Source organism: Planomonospora parontospora, assembly GCA_014647935.1.
In the GTDB taxonomy this organism is placed as follows: Bacteria; Actinomycetota; Actinomycetes; order Streptosporangiales; family Streptosporangiaceae; genus Planomonospora; species Planomonospora parontospora.
In genome coordinates this window covers 1-24,761 of sequence record BMQD01000015.1, presented here as the reverse complement: position 1 = coordinate 24,761, position 24,761 = coordinate 1, and the positions used below count along the sequence as shown (strand labels likewise).

The following is a 24,761-nucleotide window of genomic DNA, read 5'->3' as shown; positions in this document are numbered from 1 at the left end:
GGAACGGTGAGCTGATGACCTCGGTGCGGTCCCTGCACGATCTCGTCATGGGGCAGGCCGCGCGCACGCCGGGCGCGACGGCGGTCCGGCAGTGGGACCGGACGCTGACCTACGGTGAGCTGGTCGGCGCCGCGGGCGCGCTGGCCGACCGGCTGCGCGCGGCGGGCGTCCGGCCGGAGACCCGGGTCGGCGTCTGCGGCCGCCGCACGCCCGACCTGCTGGTCTCGGTACTGGGAATCATGATGGCGGGCGGGGCCTACGTGCCGCTGGACCCCTCGCACCCGCCCGCCAGACTGCGCACGATCATCGAGGACGCCGGCATCGGCACGGTCGTCGCCGACGACACCGGGCGCGAGCTGCTCGCCGGGGCCCCGGTGCGGCTGACGGGACCGCGCGCCGAAACGGCCGCGGAGGAGCCGCCCGGACGGCCCGGGGACGGCGGCGCCCGGCGGGGGCCCGCGGCCCGACCGGCGGAGACGCCCGTCCCGCCGAGCCCGGCCCGTCCCGATCAGGCGGCCTACGTCCTGTACACCTCCGGATCCACCGGGCGGCCCAAGGGCGTCGTGGTCGGCCACGCCGCCGCCGTCTCCTTCGTCACCATGGCCGGCGAGCTGTTCGGCCTCGACTCCGGCTGCCGCAGCATCGGCTTCGCCGCGCTCGGCTTCGACGTGTCCGTCCTCGACGTGTTCGCCCCGCTGGCCAGGGGCGGTTCGGTGATGTTCGTCCCCGACGGCGACCGGACCGATCCGGCGCGGCTGCAGCGCTTCCTGGAACACCACGAGGTCACCTGGGGGACCATCCCGCCCGCGCTGCTCCCGCTGCTCGACCCGGACCGGCTGCCTCTGCTGCGCGACCTGCTCACCGCCGGGGAGCCGGCCGGTCCCGAGCAGGTGGCCCGCTGGTCGCGCCCGGGAGTCCGGCGCTTCCACAACTGGTACGGCCCCACCGAGACCACGGTCTGCGTGGTCGGCGGCGAGCTGACCGGCAGCTGGGACCGGCCGCTGCCGATCGGCCACGCGCTGCCCGGGTGCACCGCCCGGATCCTCGACGACCGGCTCGCCCCCTGCCCGCCGGGCACGCCGGGCGAGCTGTGCATCGCAGGCCCCCAGCTCGCCCGGGGCTACCTCGGCCGGCCCGCTCTGACGGCCGAGCGCTTCGTCGCCGACCCCTACGGCCCGCCCGGCTCCCGCCTCTACCGCACGGGCGACCGGGCGGTGCTGGAGGCCGACGGCCGGATCGGCTTCCTCGGCCGGCTGGACCGCCAGGTCAAGGTGCAGGGGCAGCGGGTGGAGATCGGGGAGATCGAGTCGGTGCTCCGCGCCCACCCGGACGTCGGCCACGCGGTGGTCGACCTGGACTCCGGGCCCGGCGGGCTGGCCGAGCTCACCGCCTACCTGGCCCCCGAGTCCGCCCCCGGCCCGGACGGGGTCCGCGACCACTGCCTGGCCAGGCTCCCGGTCTACATGGTCCCCACCCGGGTCGTCCGCCTGCCGTCGCTGCCGCTGACCGTGGCGGGCAAGGTGGATCTCGCTCGCCTGCGCTCCCACGGTGAGGACCTCCGGGGACAGGCCCACGGTGGGGAACCCCGCCCGCGCTCCCGCGGTGAGGACCCCCGCGGGCAGGTCCGGGGCGAAGACCCCCGCGGGCACGAGGACGGCCTGCCCGCCGGGACGGGCCCGGCGGCTTCGCGGGAGACCCCCTCCGGGGGACGGCGGGTTCCCCGGGACGCGGTGGAGCGGGCCGTCGCCGCCGTCTGGTCGAGGACGTTCGAGGTGCCCGAACCGGGCCTCGACGACGACTTCTTCACTTCGGGCGGCCACTCCCTGCTCGCCATGCACCTGGTGGCCGGGCTCCGGGCCGAGCTGCGCAGGGAGATCGCCGTCGAGGACGTCCTGGCCGGCCGCACGGTGGAGGGCCTCGCCCTGCGGGCCGGGCAGGCCCCGCCGATCGAGGACGCGCCCGTCGCGGCCGCCGCTCCCGCGCTCACCGCCGCGCAGCGGCGGATGTGGTTCGTGGAGCGCCTGGCCCCGGGCACGCCGGTGCACAACATCGCCATGGCGCAGCGGCTGACCGGCCCGCTCGACACCGGAGCCCTGCGCGCGGCGCTGTCGGCGGTCTCCGCCAGGCACGAGGTGCTCCGCTGGCGGATCGAGGAGGCCGGGGGCGTGCCGCGCGTGGTCGTCGACCCGGTGGGGGAGGTCGCGCTCCCGGTCGACTCCGGAACGGCGGAGCCCTTCCCAGGGCCCTTCCCAGGGCCCTTCCCAGGGCCCTTCCCGGACGGGGCCGGCCGGGCACCGGAGGCGGACGGCGCCGCACCGGAGGCCCCGGCCGGGGCACGGGCGGACGGAGATCTCCCGGAGCGGGCACGGGCGGACGGTGACCTCCCGGAGCGGGCACGGGCGGACGGTGACCTCCCGGAGCGGGTCCGGGCATGGCTGGAGGAGGAGGCCCGCACGCCCTTCGACCTCGCGGCGGGACCGCTGTGGCGGGCGCGGCTGCTCCGGCTGGCACCCGGCGACCACGTACTGGCCGTCACGGCGCACCACATCGTGTTCGACGGCTGGTCGCAGGACGTCCTCTACGACGACATCGCACGCGCCTACCGGGGCGACCCCCCGGCCCCGCTCCCCGCCTCCTTCGCCGGGTACGCGGCCTGGCTCGCCGTGCGCGAGGACACCGCGGCCCTGGAGCGGCGGGTGGAGCAGCTCGGCGGGGCGCCCGCCGTACTGGACCTGCCGCGCGACCTGCCGCGCCCCGCCGTGCAGACCTTCGAGGGAGCCGCCGCCCGGGCCGAGGCGGACGCGGAGACCGGCGCCGGGGTCCGCGCGCTCGCCGCCCGGCTGGGCGCGACGCCGTACGCCGTGATGCTCTCCGCGTTCGCCCAGGTCATGAGGAGGCTCACCGGGCAGTCCGAGATGATCGTCGGGACACCGGTCGCCGACCGCCGCGACCCGGCGTTCGAGCCGCTGGTCGGCTGCCTCGTGCAGGTCGTCCCGGTACGGCTGGCCGTGACGGACGAGGCGGGGTTCGCCGGCCACGTCACCGCGTGCCAGCAGGAGCTGTCCCGCGCCTTCGCCCACCTCGACGTCCGGCTGGAACGCCTCGTGGAGAGACTGGGCGCAGGACGCGACCTGTCGCGCAACCCGCTGATCCAGGTCCTGTTCAACATGTACGACTTCACCGAGCCCCGCCTGGACCTGCCGGGGGTGAGCGCCCGCCCGCTCCCGCCCGGGCTGCCCGGCTCCCTGTTCGACCTGACCCTCTACGTCGGCGAGCGCGGCGGCCGCTACGTCTTCCAGGCCGTGTACAACCCCCGGCTGTTCCACGCCGGGCGGATCGAGGCGCTGCTGGCCGGATACGTCCACCTGCTCGGCGAGCTGGTCGCCGCCCCGGAACCGCCCGTACGGCTCGCGTCGATGCGCCCTCCCGGCGCCCCGCTGCCCGGGACCGCGACCGTCGTGTCCGCGAGAGCCCGGCCCGCCGCGGCCGCCGTGTTCGCCGGAGCGCCGCCCGGCCCGGCCGCCGGCGGCCTGGTGGAACGCGTCCTGGCCAGGGCGGCCGAGCACCCCGGCAGGATCGCGGTCACCGGAGCCGGGGGCGAGCTGACCTACGGCGAGCTGGCCGCCCTGGTGACACGGACCGCCGCCGCGACCGCCGCCGCGGCGGGTCCCGGACAGGCCGTCGCGGTCCTGGCCGCCCGCCGGGTCGAGCTGCCCGCCCTGCTGCTCGGAGTGCTGGCCGCCGGAGCCCGCTGGGCCGTGCTCGACCTGTCCCTCCCGCCCGCCCGGCTGGCCGCCCAGGCGGCCGCCGTGGACGCGCGTGCGCTGCTGTGCTGCCCCGGCACGGTCCCGCCGCCCGACCTGGCCGGCCTTCCACCGGTGCGGCCCCTTCCCCCGGGAGAGGCCTGCACGGAGGCGCTCCCCGGAGAGGCCGGTGCGGAGACCCTCTCAGGAGGGGGCCGCGACCAGGAGACGGGACCGTACCCCGGGCCGGTCGCACCGGCCGGAGAACGCGGCTACCTCTCCTTCACCTCCGGCAGCACGGGCGACCCCAAACCCGTGCGGGCGGCGGAAGGACCGCTCGCGCGATTCCTCGACTGGTACCCCGGAACGTACGGCCTGACCGGGCGGGACCGGTTCGCCCTGCTCGCCGGGCTCGCGCACGACCCCCTGCTCCGCGATGCCTTCACCCCGCTCGTCCTGGGAGGCACGCTGCACGTGCCCGACCAGGACGACATCCGCGACCCCGCCCGCCTGGCCGCCTGGCTGCGGGACCGCGCCGTCACCGTCGCCCACCTCACCCCGCAGCTGGCCGTGCTCGTGGCCGCCGCCGGGGTGCCGCTGCCGGACCTGCGGCTGGTCCTGCTCGGCGGAGACCGGCTCACCTGGGCACAGGCCGCCCGGTTCCGGGAGGTCGCGCCCGGCGCGCGCCTGCTGAACGCCTACGGCACCACCGAGACGCCCCAGGTCCAGGCGGTATACGAGATCACCGGCGGAGACCGCCGCGGCCGGGCGGAGCAGACGGATCACGGCGGCCGGGCGGAACAGGCGGACCCCGGTGGCCGGGCGGGTCACGGCGGCCGGGACGACCGCGGCGACGCCGTCCCGGTCGGTCACGGGATCGCCGGCGCGGAACTGCTCGTACTCGCCGGGAACGGGCTGCCGGCCGCGGTGGGGGAGCTGGGCGAAGTGGTGGTCCGCAGCCGGCGGCTGGCCGAGGGCTACCTCGACGAGCGGCTCACCGAGGAGCGCTTCACCCTGGAGGGGGACGGCGAGACGGGCCGGTACCGGACGGGCGACCTGGGCCGCTACGATCCCGCCGGACGGGTCGTGCTCGCCGGGCGGGCCGACGGCCAGGTGAAGATCCGCGGCCACCGGGTCGAGCTCGGCGAGATCGAGGGCGTGCTCATGGAGCACCCGGACGTCCGGGCAGCGGCGGCGGCGGTCGCCGACCGGCCGGGCGGACCGGTGCTGCGCGCCTACGCCGTCCCCGCGGGGGCGGGGGTCCGCCCGGCCGCCCTCCGGCGGCACCTGGGCGACCGGCTGCCCGCCCACGCCGTCCCCGCCGAGGTGGTCCTGCTGCCCGCGCTGCCCCTCACCCCGAACGGGAAGGTCGACCGGGCCGCGCTGCCTGAACCCGCGCCCCGCCCGGCCGGCACGCGCGCCGACGAGCCGTCCGGCGCGACGGAGCGGCTCGTCGCCGGGGTGTGGCGGGAGGTCCTCGGCCTGCCGAGGATCTCCGCCGGAGAGAACTTCTTCGAGATCGGCGGGCACTCGCTCGCCACCGCCGAGGTCCAGGCCCGGCTCGCCGCGCTGCTCGGCCGCGCCGTCCCCATCGTGGACCTCTTCCGCTTCCCCACGGTCCGCTCCCTCGCCGCCCACCTCGACGGCGCCGGGCGCACCCCGGGTCCGGAACGCGCCTCCCGGCGGATCGCCGCCAGGCAGGTCCGGACCCCGTCCCGCAGGGCACCATCCCGCCGGCCCCACCCGGCCGGAAGACAGGAGAATGAGGAATGACCGAGGAATACGCGGTCGAGCCGATCGCGGTGGTCGGGCTCGCGTGCCGGATGCCGGGGGCTCCGGACGTCCCGTCGTTCTGGCGCAACCTCGTCGACGGAGTGGAGTCGGTCAGGTTCTACACCCGGGAGGAGCAGGCCGCGCTCGGCGTGCCCGACTATCTGCTCGACGACCCGAACTTCGTGCGCGCGGCGTCCATCGCCGACGACTACGGCGCCCTGGACGCCGCCTTCTTCGGCATGTCCCCCCGCGAGGCGCAGCTGCGCGACCCGCAGCAGCGGATGTTCCTGGAGCTGTCGCACAGCGCCCTGGAGGACGCCGGCTACGACCCCGCGCGCTACCCGGGAGAGGTCGGCGTCTACGGGGCGATCGGCTCCGACGAGTACCAGTGGATGTTCATCCGCAGGGACCGCAGGACGCACGCCTCCGTCGGCAACCTCGCCATCTACACCGGCAACCACCCGGACTACCTGTCGACGCTGGTGTCCTACAAGCTCGACCTGCGCGGCCCCAGCCTCACCCTGCACACCGCCTGCTCGTCCTCGCTGGTCGCCATCCACACGGCCTGCGAGGCGCTGCGGTCCGGCGAGTGCGACATGGCGCTCAGTGGCGGCGTGTCGATCGAGATGCCGCCCGAGTGGGGCTACCAGTACCACCAGGACGGCATCTACGCCCCGGACGGGCACTGCAGGGCGTTCGACGCCTCCGCCGCGGGCACCATCTGGGGCGGCGGCGGGGGCATCGCCGTGCTCAAGCGGCTGTCGGACGCCCTCGCCGACGGCGACCACGTCCGGGCGATCGTGATCGGCAACGCCATCAACAACGACGGCGCCACCAAGGTCGGCTTCTCGGCGCCGAGCGTCGAGGGGCAGGCCGTCGCGGTCTCCCAGGCCCTCGACCTGGCCGGCGTCGACCCGCGCACCGTCACCTACGTCGAGGCGCACGGCACCGGCACCTCCCTGGGCGACCCGATCGAGGTGGCCGCGCTGTCGAGCGTGTTCGGCAGGGACACCGCCGAGACCGGCTGGTGCGGGATCGGCTCGGTCAAGACCAACATCGGGCACCTCGGCCCCGCCGCGGGCATCGCCGGGTTCATCAAGACGGTCCTGTCGATCGAGCACGGCATGATCCCGCCGAGCCTCAACTACACCAGCCCCAACCCCCGCATCGGCTTCGGCGAGAACCCCTTCCATGTCGTGTCCGCTCTGACCAAGTGGGAGACCGGCGACCTGCCGCGCAGGGCCGGGGTCAGCTCCTTCGGCATCGGCGGCACCAACGCGCACGCCGTACTCGAGCAGGCGCCGGCGGTCCCGCCCGCCCCCCGCGAGGACCGCCCGGTCCACCTCCTGCGGCTGTCGGCCCGCACCCCGGCTGCGCTGGACGCCATGGCGGGCAGGCTCGCCGACCGGCTGACCGGCGCGGCCGACCTCGACCTGGCGGACGTGGCCTTCACGCTGCGCACCGGGCGCAAGGAGATGAAGCACCGGGCGGTCGTCGTCGCCACCGACACCGAGGACGCGGCCCGCGCGCTCACCGACCCCCGCCGCCTGGTCAGGGGCGCGGCGGGCACGGCGCCGCGGGTGGCGTGGCTGCTGCCCGGCCAGGGCGCGCAGTACGCCGGGATGGGGTCCGGCCTCTACCGGACCGAGGAGGTCTTCCGCCAGGCCGTCGACGAGTGCGCCGAGATCCTCCGCGCCGAGCTCGGCCTCGACCTGCGGGACCTGCTCTTCCCCGGCGACGGCGAGCGGGAGGCCGCCGACGAGCGGCTCCGGCAGACCGCGCTCACCCAGCCCGCGCTGTTCACCGTCGAGTACGCGCTGGCCCGCCTCTGGCGCTCCTGGGGCGTCGAACCGGCCGCGATGATCGGCCACAGCATCGGCGAGTACGTCGCGGCGACCGTGGCCGGGGTCTTCGACCTGCCCGGCGCGCTGCACGTGGTCGCCGCCCGGGGCAGGCTCATGCAGAGCATGCCGCCGGGCTCGATGCTCGCGCTCCGCCTGGACGAGGCGGAGGTCCGCCAGGACCTGCCGGACGGGCTGTCGATCGCGACCGTCAACGGGCCGGGCACCTGCGTCGTGGCCGGGCCCACCGGCCTGGTCGAGGAGTACGGCGCGCGGCTGGCCGGGCAGGGGGTCGGAGGCACGGTGCTGCGCACCTCGCACGCCTTCCACTCGGCCATGATGGACCCCGTCCTCGCGGAGTTCCACGAGGTCGTCGCCTCGACCCCGCGCAACGCCCCCGCCCTGCCCTTCCTGTCGAACGTCACCGGGACGTGGATCACCGCCGAGGACGCGACCGACCCCGCCTACTGGACCCGCCACCTGCGGGAGGCGGTCAGGTTCGGCGACTGCGTGGCGACCCTCCTGGCGGAGGGGGAGTGGCGGCTCGTCGAGTGCGGCCCCGGCCGCCAGCTGGCCGGCCTGGCCAGGACCCAGCTGCCCTCCGGCGCCCCGGCGCCGCTGGCGAGCCTGCCCGGCCCCGCGGACCCCAAGCCGGACGCGGAGGTGCTCCACGCCGCGGCCGGGGCCCTGTGGGCCTCGGGCGTCGCGATCGACCCGGACGCCGCGGGCGCACCCGGGCGCCGCGTCCCGCTGCCGGGCTACCCCTTCGAACGCTCCCACCACTGGGTGCCGATCCTGCCCGACCCGCAGCTGATCTACCCGGTCCCGCCACGCACCGGCGCGCTCCCCGTCGAGGAGTGGTTCAGCCTGCCCGCCTGGCGGCAGGATCCCGTCCCCGTATCCGGCGCGCCCGCGCCGGAGCGCTGCCTCGTCTTCGCCGGCCCGTCCGCCGCCCCGCTCACGGCGGCGCTGCGCGCGGCCGGGACGCAGGTGCTGACCGTCGCCGCCGGAGAGCGGTACGGCCGCACGGCCGACGGCGGGATCACGGTCCGGCCCGGTGCCCGGGAGGACTACGAGGCCCTGATCGCCGAGGTCGGGGTGCCGGAGCGGATCGTCCACGCCTGGGCGCTCGACGGCCCGCCCGCCCGCGACGCGGCCGGCACGCTGGCCGCCCAGGACCTCGGCTTTTTCAGCCTGCTCACCCTCGTCCAGGCGCTGGCGGCGGCCGAGCGGGAGTCCGCGGTGCACCTGGACGTGCTGACCGCGGGCACGCAGGGCGTGCTCGGTCCCGACCTGCGCCGCCCCGAGCACGCGACGGTGGCCGGGATCGCCAAGGTCGTCCCCCTGGAGGCGCCCTGGCTGTCGGTCCGCCACATCGACCTGGAGGCCGCAGCGGAGACCACGGAGATGGCAGCGGGGGCGGCGGGGGAGCCCGCCGGAACCGGGGCGGTGCCGTACGGCTTCGGTCCCGTGCTGGCCGAGCTCGCCCGGGACCCGCGGCTCGACGCCCCCGAGGAGGGGACGCCGCCCTCCCCGGTGGTGCTGCGGTCCGGGCGGCGCTGGGTGCGGGGGTACGAGCCCGTCCCGGTGGCCGCCCCGGCCCCCCGCGACGGTGCGCCGGAAGGGCTGCGTGAGGGCGGCGTCTACCTCGTCACCGGCGGCCTCGGCGGGATCGGCCTCACCCTGGCCGAGGACCTGGCCCGGCGGGTGCGGGCCCGGCTGGTCCTGCTCGGCCGCTCGGGGCTGCCCCCGCGGCAGGAGTGGGAGGCGCTCGCCGGCGGGACGGACCGGACCGCCCGGGCCGTCGCGGCGGTCCGCCGGATGGAGGAGGCGGGTGCCGAGGTGCTCGTGCTGGCCACCGACGTGACCGATCCGGCGAGCGTGCGGCGCGCCCGCGACGAGGCGCTCGCGCGGTTCGGCCGGATCGACGGGATCGTGCACGCCGCCGGCCTGCCCGGCGGCGGCATGGCCGAGGTCAAGGAGCGCGCGGAGGCCGAACGGGTGATGGCCCCCAAACTGGCCGGCACCATCGCGCTCCGCGAGGCGTTCGGCGACCTGGAGCCGGACTTCGTGCTGCTGTGCTCCTCGGTGACCGCGGTGGCCGGCGGGTTCGGCCAGGTCGACTACTGCGCCGCCAACAACTTCCTCGACGCCTACGCGCAGACCTGGCCCGGACGGGTGGTCTCGGTCAACTGGGGCGCCTGGCTGGAGGTCGGCATGGCCGCCGAGGTCGCCGCGCCGGTGGCCTTCCGGGCGCTGCAGCGCGGCGACCGGGTCAGCCCGCTGGACCATCCCGTGCTCACCCACCGGCACGACTCCGCCGACCGGCTGCCCTGGACCTCCGGGACGGTCTCCCCGGACACCCACTGGCTGCTGGCCGAGCACCGCGTCGCCGGGGAGCCGGTGCTGCCCGGCACCGGCTACCTGGAGACGGTCCGCCACGCCTTCGAGGCGACCGTGCCCGCTCCGGGGCCCGGTCACGCCGTCGAGCTGCGCGACGTCGCCTTCGTGGCGCCGCTGGCGGTCGCCGAGGGCGCCTCGGCCGAGCTGCGGGTGCTGTTCTCGCCCGGGGGGGACGGCGTGGACTTCGAGGTGGTCAGCGTCGTCGGCGGGACGACCAGGCAGCACGCCAGAGGCGGCGCGGCGTGGGTGCCCGCGGACGCGCAGGCCGCGGACCTGGCCGAGCTGCGGGACCGGTGCTCGTACGGCTCCCGCGGCGAAGCGGCGGACATGTTCGCCTCCGCGTCCGGCCTGGTCGCCTTCGGACCCCGCTGGCGGAGCCTGCGCGCGGTGCACCTGGGGCAGGAGGAGGAGCTCGCCCTGCTGGAGGCGGCGCCCGAGGTCGCCGCGGAGCTCGGCCGCTTCGGGCTCCACCCGGCCCTGCTCGACGAGGCGACCGCGTTCGTCAGCGCCGCGGGCGAGCACAGCTACCTGCCGCTGGGCTACGGCAGGATCACCGTGCACGCACCGCTGCAGGAGCGGGTCTGGAGCCACGCCAGGCACCGGGACACCGGGGGAGGGGAGATCGTCTCCGTCGACCTGACGCTCTACGGGGACGACGGCCGCGTCCTGGCCGACGTCTCCGACTTCGTGCTCCGCCGGGTCGACACCGGCGCGGTCGCCGCCACCGTCGGGGAGGGCGCCCGGCAGACGGCGGAGCAGCCCGTCGTGGCCGAGGAGTCCGCGGCGGCCGGGGCGGGCGTGGACCTGGAGGGGGCACAGCGCGGCATCTCGCCCGCGGGCGGCGCGGACGCCTTCCGGCGGCTGCTCGCCGCGGACCTGGGACCCCAGACGGTCGTCAACGCGACCGCGCTGGCGGAGTTCGTGGCGGGCGTGCGCGAGCTCACCCAGGAGACCGTGGCCGAGGAGCTGGACCTGGCGGCGGACGGCGGCGGGGGGAGCGCGGACGGCTACGTCGCGCCCCGCAACGAGACCGAGAGCATGCTGGCGGGGCTCTGGGGCGAGGTGCTCGGCGCGGGACGGGTCGGCGTGGAGGACGACTTCTTCGAGCTCGGCGGCAACTCGCTCGTCGCGGTCCAGCTCATCGCGCTGCTGCGCAAGAAGGCGGGGGTGAAGCTCCCCATGCGGACCCTGTTCCAGGTCCCCACGGTGACGGGGATGGCGGCGCTCGTCGAGGAGATGCGGGCGAAGGGGGCCGCCAAGGAGGCGGCTCCGGCCGCCATCGTCCGCCAGCCCCGGACCGCCACGCCGGGCTGACCCGGCCCGCTCTGGAGGGGCGGTCCGCCGGTCCGCCCTTTCCCCGCCGTTTCCTCCTTCCCTCACCGGAGCGGCGGGCTGCCTGCAGGTTCCGGGAGACGACCTCCCGGAACCCGCGGGCACCTGTCAGGAGTTCAGCTCGGCCAGCCAGCCGAGCTGCTCCAGGCGGTCGTCCAGGGTCGGCGCGTTCAACCCGACGACGAGGGCCGTCGCCCCCGCCTCGCGGTAGGCCTCCAGCCGCTCGCGCACCCGCCCCGGAGTGCCGCACAGCGCCAGCGCGTCCACCAGGTCGTCGGGCAGCTCCTCCATCGCCTCGCCCATCCCGCCGTCGAGGTAGGCGTCCTGCACCCGGGCGGCCGCGGCGGCGAAGCCCAGGCGCCGGGCCAGCCGGTTGTAGAAGTTGACCTCCCTGCTGCCCATGCCGCCCAGATAGAGCGCGAGCATCGGGCGCACCACGTCGCGGGCGTAGTCGGCGTCCTCGTCCACCATCGCCATCACCATGGGGGAGACGGCGATCTCCGCCGGGTCGCGCCCGGCCAGGGCCGCCCCCGAGCGCAGTCGGCCGAGGGACTCGGCCACGTGCTCGGGCGGGAAGTGGATCGGCAGCCAGCCGTCGGCGATCTCACCGGCGAGGGCGATCGCCTTGGGCCCCATGGCCGCCAGATGGATCGGCAGCGGCCGCCGTACCGGCCCGATGGCCATGCTCAGCGCCTTGCCGCGGCTGTCGGGCAGGGGCAGATGGAGGGTGGGGCCCGCGTGGCGCACGGGCTCGCCGGCCAGCGCGGTCCGCACCACCTGGACGTAGTCGCGTAGGTGGGCCAGCGGACGCTCGTAGCGCCGCCCGTGCCAGCCCTCCGTCACCTGAGGGCCGGAGGTGCCCAGGCCCAGCCGGAACCGGCCGCCGGACAGCCGGTCGATCGTCGCCGCGGCCATGGCGGTGGCGACGGCGGTGCGACCGGATATCTGGATGATCCCGCTGCCGAGCTCCACGCGTTCGGTGCCCGCCGCCAGCCAGGCCAGCGTCGTCGCCGGGTCGGCGCCGTACCCCTCGGAGGCCCAGACGGACTCGTACCCCAGCCGCTCGGCCTCGGCGACGAGCTTGAGATGCTCGTCGGGAGCGGACGCGACAGGCCCCAGGGTGCCGATGCTGAATCCCAGACGCACGAACGCCTCCTCGCTTCTCGCGATCACCGGTTCCTCATGTCCGTGATCGCATCATCTCTGGAGAAGGCCCCCGCGCACAGGGCATCTGCGGAGAAACCGGATGTCTCATGGGATCGAAGCAAGTATTTAATCTACATTGTAAAGTAGATGGTATGAAAAACCCGACCAGGAACCACCCACAACCCAGCCCCTAAAGGCAGTGGCGCATCTTCGCCCGGGCAGCCGGGCAAAGGTGCCGCCGAAGGGCCGAGCGCAACGGTGTACGACGACAGGTCGCCACCGCCGCCCCGGGCGGCTTCCGGGGCCGGCCTTGTGACCGGCCCCGACTACGGTGACCCCGGCAGGGTGACCGCGGTGGTCGGTGCGACGGGTCCGCTCGGCGGGTCGCCTGCGGGGATGACGTCGCTGGGCCGCACGCCGCAGCCGGCCACCGCGATGAGCGCTACGAGACCCGCGGCGAGCACGCGGCGAGGCGGCCCGGTCCTCACTCGGGGCCCCCGTCCGGATCGTGTGCCCGGCGCGGCAGGCGCAGCGTGAACACGGCGCCGCCGTCCACGGCGTTGGTGACGGTGAGGTCGCCCCCGTGCAGGCGCGCGTTCTCCCGCGCGATGGCGAGGCCGAGACCGCTGCCCTCGGACCTGGCCCTGGCCGCGCCGGCCTTGTAGAACCGGTCGAACACGTGCGGCAGCACCGTCTCGTCGAGGCCCGGCCCGTGGTCGCTGACCTCCAGAGCGATCCGGTGCGGGTCGGCGGAGAGCCGTACCGACACCGGCGGCTCGCCGTGCCGCAGGGCGTTGCCGACCAGGTTCGCGAGGATGACGTCCACCCGGCGCGGGTCCAGCGGTGCCGCCACCCCGGGCGGGAGCTCGGTGCGCACCGCCTCCGACCAGCCGCGGGCGCGCAGGGTCGCGTGCACCAGCTCGGCCACGTCGACCTCGTTCAGGGCGAGGGCCGCGACGCCGGAGTCGAACCTGCTGATCTCGATGAGGTCGTTCACCAGAGCGGTGAGGTTGAGCGTCTCCTGGCTGACCAGCCTGGCGGCCCTGCCGGCGGGTTCGGGCAGCCGGGCCGCCTCCTCGTCGAGGACGTCGGCGACCGCGGCGAGCGCGGCCAGCGGGGTGCGCAGCTCGTGGGAGACGTCGGCCACGAACCGGCGGGCGTCGGCCTCCATCTGGCGCAGCTGCTCGACGTGCCGTTCCAGCTCCGCCGCGGTGGTGTTGAACGTGCGCGCCACGTCGGCCAGCTCGTCGGAGCCGCGGACCGCGATCCTGGTGCGCAGCTCGCCCTCGCCCAGCAGGCGCGCCGCCCGGCCGAGCTCGCGCACCGGGCGCAGCACGCCGCGGGTGGCCAGCGACGCCAGGACGACCGCGAACGCCAGGGCCGCCCCGCCGGTGAGCCAGGCGCGTACGGCGAGCCCGTCGATGCTGCGCTGTTCGGGAAGCAGGCTGCGCGCGACGTAGACCTCGATGCCGGACGACCGCGTCGTCCGGTCCCGCTCGGTGATCAGCAACGGCGTGCCGATGATCAGGAAGGGGGCGTCCCGCCAAACCACGCGCTGCCACGCGACGTCGCCGCCGGCCACCGTCCGCCGCAGCTGCGGTGAGATCACCCCGAGGTCCAGGACCGGCGCGCCGCCCGGCCTCCGGTGCTCCGGCGGCGGACCGGGGACCGGGGCGCCGGGGCGCTCCGGGGGCGGGCCGGCCGGTGAGTGCTCGCCGCGGTGGAAGGCGACGGCGAAGACGTTCCCGTCGCTCACGGCGCCGGCGATGCCGCCGAGCTCGGCCCGGTCCGGCGCCGGACTCCGCAGCGGGTAGAGCGCCTGCAGGCGGCTCATCATCGCCTGCACCGCGGCGTCCTGGGTCCTCTGCAGGATGGCGTTGCGGGCCTGGACGTAGATCCCGCCGGCCACCGCCACCGTGGTGACCACGCACAGCAGCGCGAACGCGGACGACAGGCGGGCCCGCAGCCCCAGACTCGGCCAAGGTGCCACCCGCGGCTCACACCGGCCCGAACCGGTACCCGAACCCACGCACCGTCTGCACGTAGACGGGTGCGGCCGAGTCGTCCTCGATCTTCGCGCGCAGCCGCTGCACGCATGCGTCCACGAGGCGCGAGTCGCCGAAGTACCCGTGCTCCCACACCGACTCCAGCAGCTGCTGGCGGCTGTGCACCCGGCCCGGCGTGCCGGAGAGCTCGAGCAGCAGGCGCAGTTCGGTGGGGGCGAGGCCGACCGGCACGCCGCGGTTGGCGACCACCAGCCCGGCCCGGTCGATGGTCAGGTCCCCGTGCCGCTCCAGCTCCGCCTGGTCCCGGCCGATCCGCCGGAGGACCGCGCGGATGCGCGCCTCGAGCACCCGGGGCTGCACCGGCTTGACCACGTAGTCGTCGGCGCCCGCCTCCAGTCCGGCCACCACGTCGATGTCGTCGCCACGCGCGGTCAGCATGATGATCGGTGTCTCACCGGCGGCCCGGATGCGGCGGCAGACCTCGAACCCGTCGATGCCGGGCAGCATGAGATCGAGCACGACGACGTCGGGGAGGTCCGTACGCAGCCGGTCGAGTCCCTGCTCACCGGAGTCCACCGCGCGCACCCGGTGCCCGTGCCGGGTCAGGGCCAGCTCGAGGCCCTCCCGAACGGCCGGGTCGTCCTCGATCAGCAGCACCCGCGACACGCCCCCGGATTTCACAGCACGCTCCGTAACTCGTCCGCCGGTCGGTCCCGTCCACTGTCGTCCGGCCGTGTCCCCGCCCGGTCCGCGCCGTGTCATGGTCGTGTCACGGTCGCGCCGACGGCGGCGGCCGTCGGCGAACGGTGACATGAGGCTGACGACGCGCGCATCCGGTGCCAATCGTAATTCGTCATGAACGAACCACGCACCATCCCGCCTCGGCCTCGGGACCGGCTGTACGCCGCGGTCACGCCGGTGCTCGCCGTGCTGCGGCCTCCACCGCGTCTACGACGACGAGCGGCGGCACTTCGAGTACCGGCCGGACGGCGGCCCGCCGCGACGACGACCCCATCCCGGCGCGGGCCGCCGTTGAACCGCACCCGCGTTCCTGTGTGATCCGGTTGATACCGTACGGTTCCACCGGAGACCGGCGGATGGGGAGCGATATGAGGAACGTCCAGCAGCGGTCGGTCAACGCGTCGGCGGACAGGCTCGGTGCGTTGCTGGACGGGGTGTCGACCGCCGATGACCGTCTCTGGCCCACCCCGTCCTGGCCGCCGCTCGTCCTCGACGCGGGGCTGACCCCCGGATCGCGCGGCGGTCACGGTCCCATCCGCTACAGCGTCACCGAATACGAGCCCGGCCGTCGTCTGCGGTTCTCCTTCGACCCGGAGCTGGGCCTCGACGGCCATCACGAGCTCGTCATCACCGCCGAGGGAGCGGATCGCTCCCGTCTCACGCACACGATCGTCGGCACCACCCGGGGGCGCATGAGGATCCTGTGGCCGCTGCTGATCCGCTGGTTGCACGAGGCGCTGATGCAGGATCTGTTCGACAACGCCGAGCGTGCCGCGGCCGGTCGGCTCAGCCGCCGCCCCGCGCGCTGGTCGGTGTGGGTGCGCCTGCTGCGGCGGGTCCGGAGCGCCCGCCGCCAGGACCGGCATTAGAGCTCGGGGAGGCGTTCCAGGATCACCAGAGGGATGTCCCGGTCGGTCCGGGCCCGGTAGTCGTCGTAACGGGGGAAGACCGACGCCATCAGCCGCCACAGCGGTGGTTTCTCCTCCGCGGTCGCGACGCGGGCCCGGGCGGCGAACTTCTCCGGGCCCACCTGGAGGAAGACGTCGGGGTGTTCGACCAGGTTGAGGTACCACGCGGGGTGCCGGGGTGCTCCGCCGTTCGACGCCACGAGGAGGTGGCGGTCGCGGTCCCGCCCGTAGATCAGCGCGGTACGGCGGAGCGTCCCGGTCCTGCGGCCGCGGGTGGTGAGCAGCAGCGTCGGCAGCCCTTGATAACGGTGGCCCTTCTCGCCGCCTGACTCGACGTAGGTGCGGATGTGGTCGGCCACCCAGCCCGTCGGGCTGTCGGTGACCTCTTCATCGTCGTGCGGCGTCATCGGATCTCCTCCGCTGTCGAGCCGGATCCGGGGGTCGTCGGCCGGATGTCTCGTGCCGTTCCCCTTCGGGTGCCATCCTGCCAAGGATCTCGGGTTGCGGGCTGTAGGAACGTGTACAAATGTGGATCTTCGGATGGGCCGCCCCGGCGGTGAGTGTGGCCGGGTCGGCGTCGTCACTCATGAGCTTGACCCGTATCATCCCGCACCTGCCTGCCTGCCTGCCCGCCCGCCCGCTCGCGCTGTGCGTCGGCGTCCTCGCCGACCTGGCCGCAGACCGCCTCGGAATCCGCCACCTCGGAGATCATCCGGATGCCGAGGAGTTCGGCATGCACGCTACAGTCACCCGGGAAAGATCGTCTGCACTCCCCACCTTGGATGTTCGACATGCACCCCCTCATCGTCGCCCTGATCCTGGCCGGCGCACCCGCCATCGCCCCGGTCCACACCGCCGAGCCCGACCCGGTGGCGGGCCTGCGGTTCCTGCTGGCCCGCGGGGCCGGCGCAACAACGGAGTTCTACGGCGACACCTCCACCGACCTGGAGCGGCAGGTGCAGCTGAGCAACGGCCGGACCACCATCATCACCACCGGCATGGAGGTCAAGGGCACCGGCAAGGTCAAGCTGGGACGGGCCGGCGTGATCGCCTCAGAGCACACCCGGCACATGAGCATCGGTGGTGAAAAGCAGCTGATGGTGGAGGCGGCGGCCACCGACCCCTACTTCGCCGGCGTGCTGCGCGCGGCGGGCAGGCTGCGTCTCATCAGCGTGGGCGGCTGGCAGTACCAGCTGGCGCCGGGAGCCACATCCTGGGTGCGCATCGGGCGTGCCAGCGGAGCCGCCGCCGCTTACGGCGATCAGTTCATCAACGTCCTGGAGCCGGCAACGCTGCGCACGCTGCTGGCGGCCGCCAGCAGCAAGGACGTCACGCCCTGGCTGAAGGACAACACCAGCGGGCGCAGGCAACGGATATACACCCTGAGCGGAACGATCACGCTCAAGCAGCTCCACCGTGTCTCGCCCAGTTTCCGTGAGGCTGCGGGAACCGCGGATTTGGGCACCTCGGAGGTGAACTGGACCTACATGTACGACGACCGCGGATGGCCCTATCGGATCGTATGGAGCTTCAACCTGCACCCGGACCTGCGCTCCAAGGCCGCAGGGTGGGGAGAGGGCCGGATCGATCAGGCGCGCCTGGGCACGCAGTACCGCAAATGGGACAAGCCGATGACGATCGTCGCGCCCAGGGCGAAGCCGGGACGAGGGCTGGCCGTCGATGAGTTCAGCGACGTGCTGAGCGCCCCGGCGCGCCGCAGGTAAGTCGGCCCGATCACCGCCCTGCCGGATCCGGCCCCGGACCCCGGCCGTGGGAGCGGGCGCGCGGCGGCTGCTCCGGTCAGCCCGGCTGGACCCGGTTGCGGCCGGAGCGTTTTGCCTGGTAGAGGGCTTGATCTGCGCGGTCGAGCAGGCTGTCGAGGGTGTCGTCGATTTTGAGTTCGGAGATGCCGATGCTGACGGTGAACCGCACGCGGTCGCCGTCGGCCGGGACGCCGAGGCCGGCGACGGCTGCGCGGAGCCGTTCGCCGATCTCCAGCGGGTCGCCGTGTACCTCGCTGAGCACCGCGGCGAACTCCTCGCCGCCGTACCGGCAGAAGACGTCGGGCTCCCGGAGGTGTCCGCGGAGGACCTGCGCGACCGCACGGATCACCTCGTCGCCGGTGGCGTGCCCGTAGGTGTCGTTGATCCGCTTGAAGTGGTCGATGTCGACCATCATCGCCGCGAGCGGCCGGCAGCTGCGTTTGGCGATCTCCACCTGGGGGGCGGCGAGGGTGGCGAAATGCCGGCGGTTGTACGCGCCGGTCAGCCCGTCGGTCGTCGCCAGCTGCTGCACCCTGGTGAACAGCCGGGCGCTGTCGTAGGCGGCGGAGCCCTGCCCGACGATCGCGGCGGTGACGTCGCGGTGGGTCTGGGTGAAGCCGTCGGGGTCGGCGGAGCCGGCGATCAGCAGGCCGTCTCCGTGACCGTGGGTGCGGATCGGCACGGCCAGCCAGCCGGCGGCGCCGTCCAGCAGGGTGGCGACGGCCGCCGGGGCGGACCGCAGGTCGCCGTGCCCGGCGGGCATGGCGGTCAGCAGCGCCGAGGGGTCGGCCGCGGTGCCCCGCCCGGCTCCGCGGTGCAGGGCCGTCACCTGTGAACCGTCGCGGTGCAGCAGGTGCAGCCGGTCGGCGGGCAGCGTCCGGGCGAGAACGTCGAGCAGCTTCTCCAGCACCCGGCCGGGGTCGAAGGTCGCGGAGAGCTCGGTCATCGAGCCGCGCAGCAGCTCGGCGGTGTCGCGCTGCTCGTTGGCCACCTGGACGGCCAGTTCCAGCTGTGCGGCCCGGGCGGTCTCCAGCGAGACCGCGATGTGGCTGGTGACCGCGGTGAGGATGTCGATGTCGGCGTCGGTGAAGACGCCCTTGGCGACCCGGCTGTCGAGGTAGACGACGCCGATGAGTCGCTCTTCCAGTTCCAGCGGTGCGACCACGATGCTGCGCAGGCCGTACACGACCGCGCTCTGCGACCCCAGGGCGGCGCCTTCCTCGCTGCCGGTGACCACCACCGGCCGGCGGTCGGCGGCGACCCGGTCGACCAGGGTGGACGAGTAGCCGGTGAGCTCGGCGAGGTCCGCTCCGCCGGCGTCGCGGCCCAGGTCCGGCCGGAGCCGGCCATCCGGCTCGTCGGCGAGGAAGAGCATCGCCCGCTCGGCGCCGAGGATGCGCAGCGTCTCGTCCAGCGCCACCCGGGCCAGCTGCCGCGGGTCGAGCACCTTGGCGGCGGCGGTGCTGACCTGTTGCAGCGCCTCCAGCCTGCGCCGGTGCGGGTCGGTGGCGGACGTCGGGGGGTGTCCGGCGTAGCCGGTGCCGACGGTGCCGCGCGAACCGGCCAGGGCCGGACCGAACTCGCTGCGCACCCAGCGGGCCCGCCGCGCCCAGCGGTGCTCCGCGGCCAGCGCGAGCGCCGCGTTCGCCTGTCGTCCGGCGAGGACGTCGTCGCCGAGTGCGGCCAGCGCCCTGGCGCGGACCCGCGCCGCCTCGTACTCGACCAGAGGGGCGTCCAGCCGGACCAGGTCCACTCCGTCGCGGGCCAGCCGGGCCAGCGCTTCCTCAGGCCGACCGCGCAGCTGGAGCAGGCTGGCCGCGGCGACGGTCGCGTAGCCGCGCAGCAGGGCCAGAGTGAGGGGGCCGGCACCCGGCGCGGTCTTGGCGGCTGCGCGCTCCAACGCGCGGACCGCCGTCTCGGCCGCCGCCAGGCGTTCGCGCCGGGCCGCCGGATCGGTCGCGCGCCGCAGCTGGGTGAGGCGGCCGTAGGCGAGATGTGCGTAGACCATGCGGTATTCGGTGGTGATCACTGAGATCGGCAGTGCGAGCCGCTCGAACGCCGCGGCGGCCTGTTCGAACGGCTCACCCAGTTCGTCCCGCTCCAGCGCGATCTGGGTCGCGCCGAGGATGAACTGGACGGCGTGGCCGGGGTCGAGTGGATCGGCGCAGCGGGCGGCGAACACGGACGCGTCGTCACCGGCGTCGCCCAGTAGCGCGTGGGACATGCCGGCGAGGATGCCGAAGCCGGGAAACGTGTCGGCGGCGACCTGCGAGATCCGGCTGCGGCCCTGGTCATGCCAGATGAGGGCGTCCGCGGCGTACCCGCGCTGGACGAGGTTGAAGCAGCGCACGAGCAGGATGTTGGTGTAGTAGTCCACCTCCAGCCAGCGCCGTTGGGTTTCGGCCGCGTCGGCCCACTCGTACATCAGGGTCTCTCCGCTGAGCAGCTTCGAGAACGCGTCGAACCACACGGCGTTGGCGTACGCTTTCGGATCGCCGAGCCTGGTGGCCAGGTCCTTCGCCTGCCGGTAGATGCGCGCCCGGCGCCTGCCCAGCCTCATCGAGCCGGCGAGCGTACCGACCATGGTCAGGTGGTTCGCGAACCCGCTGGTCGCTCCGAGGCGGTGCGCGAACGACTCCGCCTGCAGGGTGAACGTGACCAGTACGTCGGGTTTGAAGTCGATCGAGGCCGCCGCCACGGCGGCCCGGATCAGCATCAGGCGCAGCAGGAGCCGCTCGGCGGTCTCGCCCGTGGCCGGCGAGGCCGCGGGGGAGCGGGTGCCGGCCACCAGCCAGCGCAGCATGATCCGGGCCGTCGACAAGCCCAGCAGCACCGGGTTCTCCGGCACCGGCACGCCCAGCTCGGCCAGCCCCTGCCGGGCGCGGGCGACCGCGCTGCCCAGCTCCCAGCCGGTCCGCAGCACGTGCGCGAGCTGCAGCAGCAGCGCGGCGCGCCGCACCGGGTCGGTCTCCTGTGCGAGGCCCGCCTCCAGTTGCCGCCGGGCCTGCTCGATGCGTCCGGTCGACCAGTACGCGACCCCGAACGTCTCCCGGAACCGGCTGTCCGGCTCGATGCCGGCCCGCTCCGCCGCGTCCTGCGCGCTCTCCAGGAAGGCCAGAGCCGTGTCCGGGGCGTTCTCGGCCAGCGCGAGCCGTCCCGCGGCCCATCCGGTGGCGAACACCCGTTCGGGGTTGCGATCGGTCTCCCCGGCGCCGTAGTGGCGCGCGGTGGCGTACACCGCGGCGGGGCCGGTGTGCTCGGCGGAGTCCAGGACGGTGGCGATGCGCTGGTGCAGCGCCCGCAGCCGGTCGGCGTCGACCGCGGCGAGCAGCGCCTCCCGGATCCGGTCGTGCACGAAGGCGTACCCGTCGGCGTGCGGCTGGATCAGGCCGTGCTCGGCCGCTTCGGCCAGCGCCACGGCGGGCTCGGCGCCGATCACCTCGGCCAGCAGGCCGGTCGGCACGACGGTGCCGATGGCGGCGGCGACCGCCAGCACCGAGCGGACGTGCTCGCCCACCCCGTCGATCCGTGCGATGACCAGGTCCAGCACGTCGGCCGGCAGGTCGATCTCCCGCAGCAGGTCGGTGTCCAGCCGCCAGGCTCCCCAGTGCGGACGCAGCGCGCCGGCGTCGACGAGGGAGTGGAGGTATTCGAGGATGGTGAAGGGGTTGCCCCGGCCCCGCGCGGACAGTTCGGCGACCACCTCCGGCCCCACCGTCGAGCCGGCCAGGTAGGACGAGATCAGCGCCGCCGTACCCGCGTCGTCCAGCGGCCCGACCGGGATCCGCAGATCGACGGCGGCGCCGACCGCGTCGTCGAACCGCTCACCGCCGGCGCTGCTGGCCTCGTCGTCGCGGGCCGTGGCCACCACCAGGAGCGGCACGTCCGCGAGCTCCTCGGCGAGACGGCGCAGTACGGCGAGGCTGGAGCCGTCGAGCCACTGCACGTCGTCGAGGATCAGCAGGCCGCCCGTCTCGCCCGGCAGCGCGGCCAGGAACAGCGCCACCGCCCCGGCGAACTGCTCATGCCGGCCCTCGGCGTCCAGCTCCGGCGCGTCCAGCAGCACTCCTAGCAGGGGTGACAGCGACCGCAGCAGGCTCGCCCCGGCTCCCGCGGCGGCCCGCAGCCGGTCCACGGCTGCGGCTCTCGCCTCGGGCGCGAGCACCGCGATCGCCCCCATCCGCTCTTCGACCGCGGCGCGCAGCGCCGCCAGCGGCAGCGACGAATCCGGATCGCACTTGCCGGACATGACCAGTGCGCCGCCCGCCCGCGCCGCCGCCGCGAGCTCACGGGCGAGGCTGGTCTTCCCGCTTCCCGGAGCACCGCTGAGCAGCACCACACCGCCGGTGCCGGCCCGCGCGCGGGCCCAGCGGGCCGCCAGCGCCGCCTGCTCGGCGGACCGGCCGGCCAGTGCCGATCCGGCCGCGGCGTGCGGCGTGGGCGGAACGGCCTCCGGTGCCAGGCGGGCCAGCACGGTGAGCAGCTCGTCGGCGGTGGCGAACCGGTCGTCCGGGTCCTTGGCCAGCAGCCGCCCGATCATCTCGGCGAACCCGCTCGACAGCTCCGGGCGCAGTGAGCGCGGATCGGGGGCCGGCAGGTTGGCGTGCATCGCGATCAGCTCGCCGACGTTGCCGCTGACGAACGGAAGCACGCCGGTGGCGGCCTGGAACAGCACGACGCCGAAGGCGTACAGGTCCGCCCGCCGGTCCACCGGGCGGTTGAGCATGCCGGTCTGCTCCGGCGCGCTGTAGTGGAACGTGCCCACCGCGGCATCCCCGGTCAGCACCCGGTCGCCCGCCGCGGCGAGCCCGAAGTCGACCAGCCGGGCGCGGCCCTCACCGGTGATGACGATGTTGTCCGGTTTGATGTCACGGTGCACCAGCCCGGCACGGTGCGCGGCCGCCAGCGCCACCGCGCCGTCCGCGGCGAGCGCCACCACCCGGTCCTCCGGGAGTGCGGCGTCCTCCAGCAGCGCGGTGAGCGTCCGCCCCTCCAGCAACTCCTGAACCAGGTACGGGTATCCGGCCGCGATCCCGGCGTCGAACACCTTCGGCACTCCGGGATGGTCGACCCGGGCCAGCAGCGCCGCCTCGCGGCTGAACGACGCGGCCATCCGCTCCCGGTCCGCCGGAGAGCCCTGCAGCACCTTCAGGGCGTAGTCCACGCCGTTACGGCGGATCCGGTACACCGCCGTATGCGCGCCGCGGCCGAGCTCGGCGACCGGCTCCGCGTCCAGCCCGAGCCCGTGCCAGAAGGCGGCCATGCTCCGGGTCGCCGCCGTCGGCGCAGTGACCCCGTTCGACACGCTCGACAGCCAAGTCATGTCCGCCTCATCGGCCGGCCGCCTCTTCTTCTGAAGAAATCACGGCCGGTGGCGGCGTGGTGTGACAGAGCCCACCGGCCGTTCCGGCCGGAGCCGTACCGCCGCCGGTCCTCCTCCGAAGGCAGGATCATCCGCTGCGCGTGCGCGGCCGCGGGTCACGTCCAGCTAAGGGGTGTACATAAGCCGAACCTCCATCGGACACTCGTGATCTTGAGTGGCGGGAGGACGTGACCTGCGCGGATGCCGTCTCATATAGGTGGTCGGCGTCGGCGGGGCGGGTGGTCACCGTGACGGTGAACGCCGGAGCGTGCGTCGGGTGCGGTTTCGCTCAGCATCGGCCCCTTGCTGCCGATGTGGCGGACGAGGTCAGGCTCCCGCACCGCAGGTGGGGCCGTGGCGATCCCTGGAGGACGCGATGCTCGACGGCACAGTGGTACAGATGCTCCATGTCGCCCTGGACGGGTTGGCCATGCGGCAGAGGGTGGTCGCGGACAACATCGCGAACATCGAGACGCCCGGTTTCCTGGCCGGGCGGGTGCAGTTCGAACGCGAGCTGCGTGCCGCGATCGACAAGGGGGACTCACCCGCGCAGGTGCGGCCCGGTGTCGCCCGGTCCCTGGAGCCCACCCGCATCAACGGCAACAACGTCAACCTCGATCAGCAGGTTCTCACCCACATGGACACTACGCTGCGCTACCAGATGTTGCTGCGCATCCTCGACGGCAAGTACAACGGCATCCGCCGGGTCATCGGCGGCCAGGGGTGAGCCTCCGGCGCCGGTGACATCCCCTCGGGCGGTCTCGGGCGGTTTGGTGACCTGACCGGGAACGAGGCCAGAGGCCGCACGAGCGGGGAGGCGGCTGCTGCTGCGGCTGTCCGTCCCGGGCCGCCGGGCACTCGATAGATCACGTCGTCGCCGCGGCCCTCGGCTATGCCGCTGGGGCGCGAGCGGCCCATCGGGTTCGCCGCGGCATGCGCCGGCTCACGCCATGATCAGAGCTGGGCGGCCCGCACGTTGGATCCGCCGAAAATCGGGCATAACAGCCAATCTGGCGGATAGTGTCCGGTCGCTGGTAGCCATCTCCCGTTCTCGGGCGGCTGCCCGCCGGACCACCCGCGATCAGTGGGAAGCCACGTGCGCCGGGCGCCGACTCGGTGCGCGGCGGGCCACCGGCCTCGGGGCTCACGGCCGGTCGGTCCGGCCGCGGGAACCCGCGGACCCGGCGGTGCTGCGTGCACGCTCACGTGAATGTTCGGGGAATCGTCCGTACAGCGCTGTACGGCCAACCGCGGGGGAGAACCGGTCCGGACTTCGGCGGCGGGACGCTTCGTAGAGTTCACCGTCGCCGGGCCGTGCGGGCCGGAGTCCAGGCGGACGCTTGCGGGAGGCCGATCTCTGCCTGCCGCCCCGTGACTGCGTAACGTGGCAGGTGGAACCGGATGCGGGGCGGCGAATCCCGGGGGAGATGAGATCCGTGTCGGCAACAGATCACATCCAGGACGTCCAGCGGCTGCGCACGCTGCACGCCACCGGCCTGCTGGAAGCCGAGGAGGTGCCGCCGCTGGATCGGGTGACCCGGCTGGCGGTCGGATGCCTGCACGTGCCGGCGGCGATGGTGTCGCTGATCGACGCCGACCGCGAGGTCGTCATCAGCGCGGCCGGGTCCGCGCGTCCCGAGCGCCACTTGCAGACGCCCCTGTCGCAGACGCTGTGCCGGCACATCGTGATCACCGACGCGCCGCTGACCGTGCCCGACACCCGCGCCGATGAGCGCTGGCGCC

The 24,761-nt window shown here is 74.7% G+C and carries 12 protein-coding genes; 6 read left to right on the top strand and 6 right to left on the bottom strand.

Translation table 11 applies throughout. The annotated features are described in order from the left end of the window. Window positions 1–14 precede the first annotated feature (14 nt). Both IEZ07_RS35865 and IEZ07_RS22620 read left to right on the top strand, forming a co-directional pair. Window positions 15–5,516, top strand: a complete 5,502-nt coding sequence (locus IEZ07_RS35865) for a non-ribosomal peptide synthetase (protein ID WP_301549338.1) — start codon at window positions 15–17, stop codon at window positions 5,514–5,516. Further along, window positions 5,513–11,074, top strand: coding sequence for a type I polyketide synthase (locus IEZ07_RS22620; protein WP_191896558.1), 5,562 nt, complete (start codon window positions 5,513–5,515; stop codon window positions 11,072–11,074). The genes IEZ07_RS35865 and IEZ07_RS22620 overlap by 4 nt, the downstream gene beginning before the upstream one ends. A 126-nt stretch (window positions 11,075–11,200) precedes the next feature. On the opposite strand, the gene IEZ07_RS22615 is transcribed toward IEZ07_RS22620, so the two are convergent. The 3 genes from IEZ07_RS22615 to IEZ07_RS22605 form a co-directional block, all read right to left on the bottom strand. Continuing rightward, a complete protein-coding gene (locus tag IEZ07_RS22615; protein ID WP_239320540.1) occupies window positions 11,201–12,265 on the bottom strand; it encodes an LLM class F420-dependent oxidoreductase in 1,065 nt (354 codons plus the stop codon). A 457-nt stretch (window positions 12,266–12,722) separates the two neighbouring features. Continuing rightward, window positions 12,723–14,228 carry an ATP-binding protein gene (locus IEZ07_RS22610; protein WP_191896557.1) on the bottom strand — a complete coding sequence of 502 codons (1,506 nt, stop codon included), beginning with the start codon at window positions 14,226–14,228 and terminating at the stop codon, window positions 12,723–12,725. A 7-nt stretch (window positions 14,229–14,235) separates the two neighbouring features. Further along, complete coding sequence (locus tag IEZ07_RS22605; RefSeq protein WP_191896709.1) at window positions 14,236–14,910, bottom strand: response regulator; 675 nt, start codon at window positions 14,908–14,910, stop codon at window positions 14,236–14,238. Window positions 14,911–15,353: 443 nt separating this feature from the next. On the opposite strand from IEZ07_RS22605, the gene IEZ07_RS22600 reads away from it, so the two are divergent. Beyond that, complete coding sequence (locus tag IEZ07_RS22600) at window positions 15,354–15,854, top strand: SRPBCC family protein (protein ID WP_191896556.1); 501 nt, start codon at window positions 15,354–15,356, stop codon at window positions 15,852–15,854. On the opposite strand, the gene IEZ07_RS22595 is transcribed toward IEZ07_RS22600, so the two are convergent. After that, window positions 15,851–16,300, bottom strand: a complete 450-nt coding sequence (locus tag IEZ07_RS22595) for a nitroreductase family deazaflavin-dependent oxidoreductase (RefSeq protein ID WP_191896555.1) — start codon at window positions 16,298–16,300, stop codon at window positions 15,851–15,853. The genes IEZ07_RS22600 and IEZ07_RS22595 overlap by 4 nt on opposite strands. Before the next feature lie 173 nt (window positions 16,301–16,473). Continuing rightward, on the bottom strand, window positions 16,474–16,632 hold the full coding sequence (locus IEZ07_RS22590; RefSeq protein ID WP_191896554.1) for a hypothetical protein: 159 nt from the start codon (window positions 16,630–16,632) through the stop codon (window positions 16,474–16,476). Window positions 16,633–16,684: 52 nt separating this feature from the next. On the opposite strand from IEZ07_RS22590, the gene IEZ07_RS22585 reads away from it, so the two are divergent. Further along, entirely contained in the window at window positions 16,685–17,617 is a 933-nt protein-coding gene (locus tag IEZ07_RS22585) for a hypothetical protein (protein WP_191896553.1), read from the top strand. Between the two features lie 76 nt (window positions 17,618–17,693). Here the strand turns inward: IEZ07_RS22585 and IEZ07_RS22580 are convergent, their stop codons facing one another. Further along, window positions 17,694–22,979 carry a diguanylate cyclase gene (locus IEZ07_RS22580; RefSeq protein WP_191896552.1) on the bottom strand — a complete coding sequence of 1,762 codons (5,286 nt, stop codon included), beginning with the start codon at window positions 22,977–22,979 and terminating at the stop codon, window positions 17,694–17,696. 439 nt (window positions 22,980–23,418) lie between these two features. Here IEZ07_RS22580 and IEZ07_RS22575 point away from each other — a divergent pair, with 439 nt between their 5' ends. Continuing rightward, window positions 23,419–23,745, top strand: coding sequence for a flagellar basal body rod protein FlgB (locus tag IEZ07_RS22575; RefSeq protein ID WP_068901043.1), 327 nt, complete (start codon window positions 23,419–23,421; stop codon window positions 23,743–23,745). Window positions 23,746–24,454: 709 nt separating this feature from the next. Further along, on the top strand, window positions 24,455–24,761 hold a 307-nt coding region (locus tag IEZ07_RS22570), incomplete at its 3' end, for a hypothetical protein (protein ID WP_301549337.1).

Bases quoted from the DNA above. Each gene is read 5' to 3' on its own strand.
- IEZ07_RS35865 (WP_301549338.1), top strand. From the start codon at position 15: ATGACCTCGGTGCGGTCCCTGCACGATCTCGTCATGGGGCAGGCCGCG.
- IEZ07_RS22620 (WP_191896558.1), top strand. From the start codon at position 5,513: ATGACCGAGGAATACGCGGTCGAGCCGATCGCGGTGGTCGGGCTCGCG.
- IEZ07_RS22600 (WP_191896556.1), top strand. From the start codon at position 15,354: ATGAGGAACGTCCAGCAGCGGTCGGTCAACGCGTCGGCGGACAGGCTC.
- IEZ07_RS22595 (WP_191896555.1), bottom strand. From the start codon at position 16,300: ATGACGCCGCACGACGATGAAGAGGTCACCGACAGCCCGACGGGCTGG.
- IEZ07_RS22585 (WP_191896553.1), top strand. From the start codon at position 16,685: ATGCACCCCCTCATCGTCGCCCTGATCCTGGCCGGCGCACCCGCCATC.
- IEZ07_RS22580 (WP_191896552.1), bottom strand. From the start codon at position 22,979: ATGACTTGGCTGTCGAGCGTGTCGAACGGGGTCACTGCGCCGACGGCG.
- IEZ07_RS22575 (WP_068901043.1), top strand. From the start codon at position 23,419: ATGCTCCATGTCGCCCTGGACGGGTTGGCCATGCGGCAGAGGGTGGTC.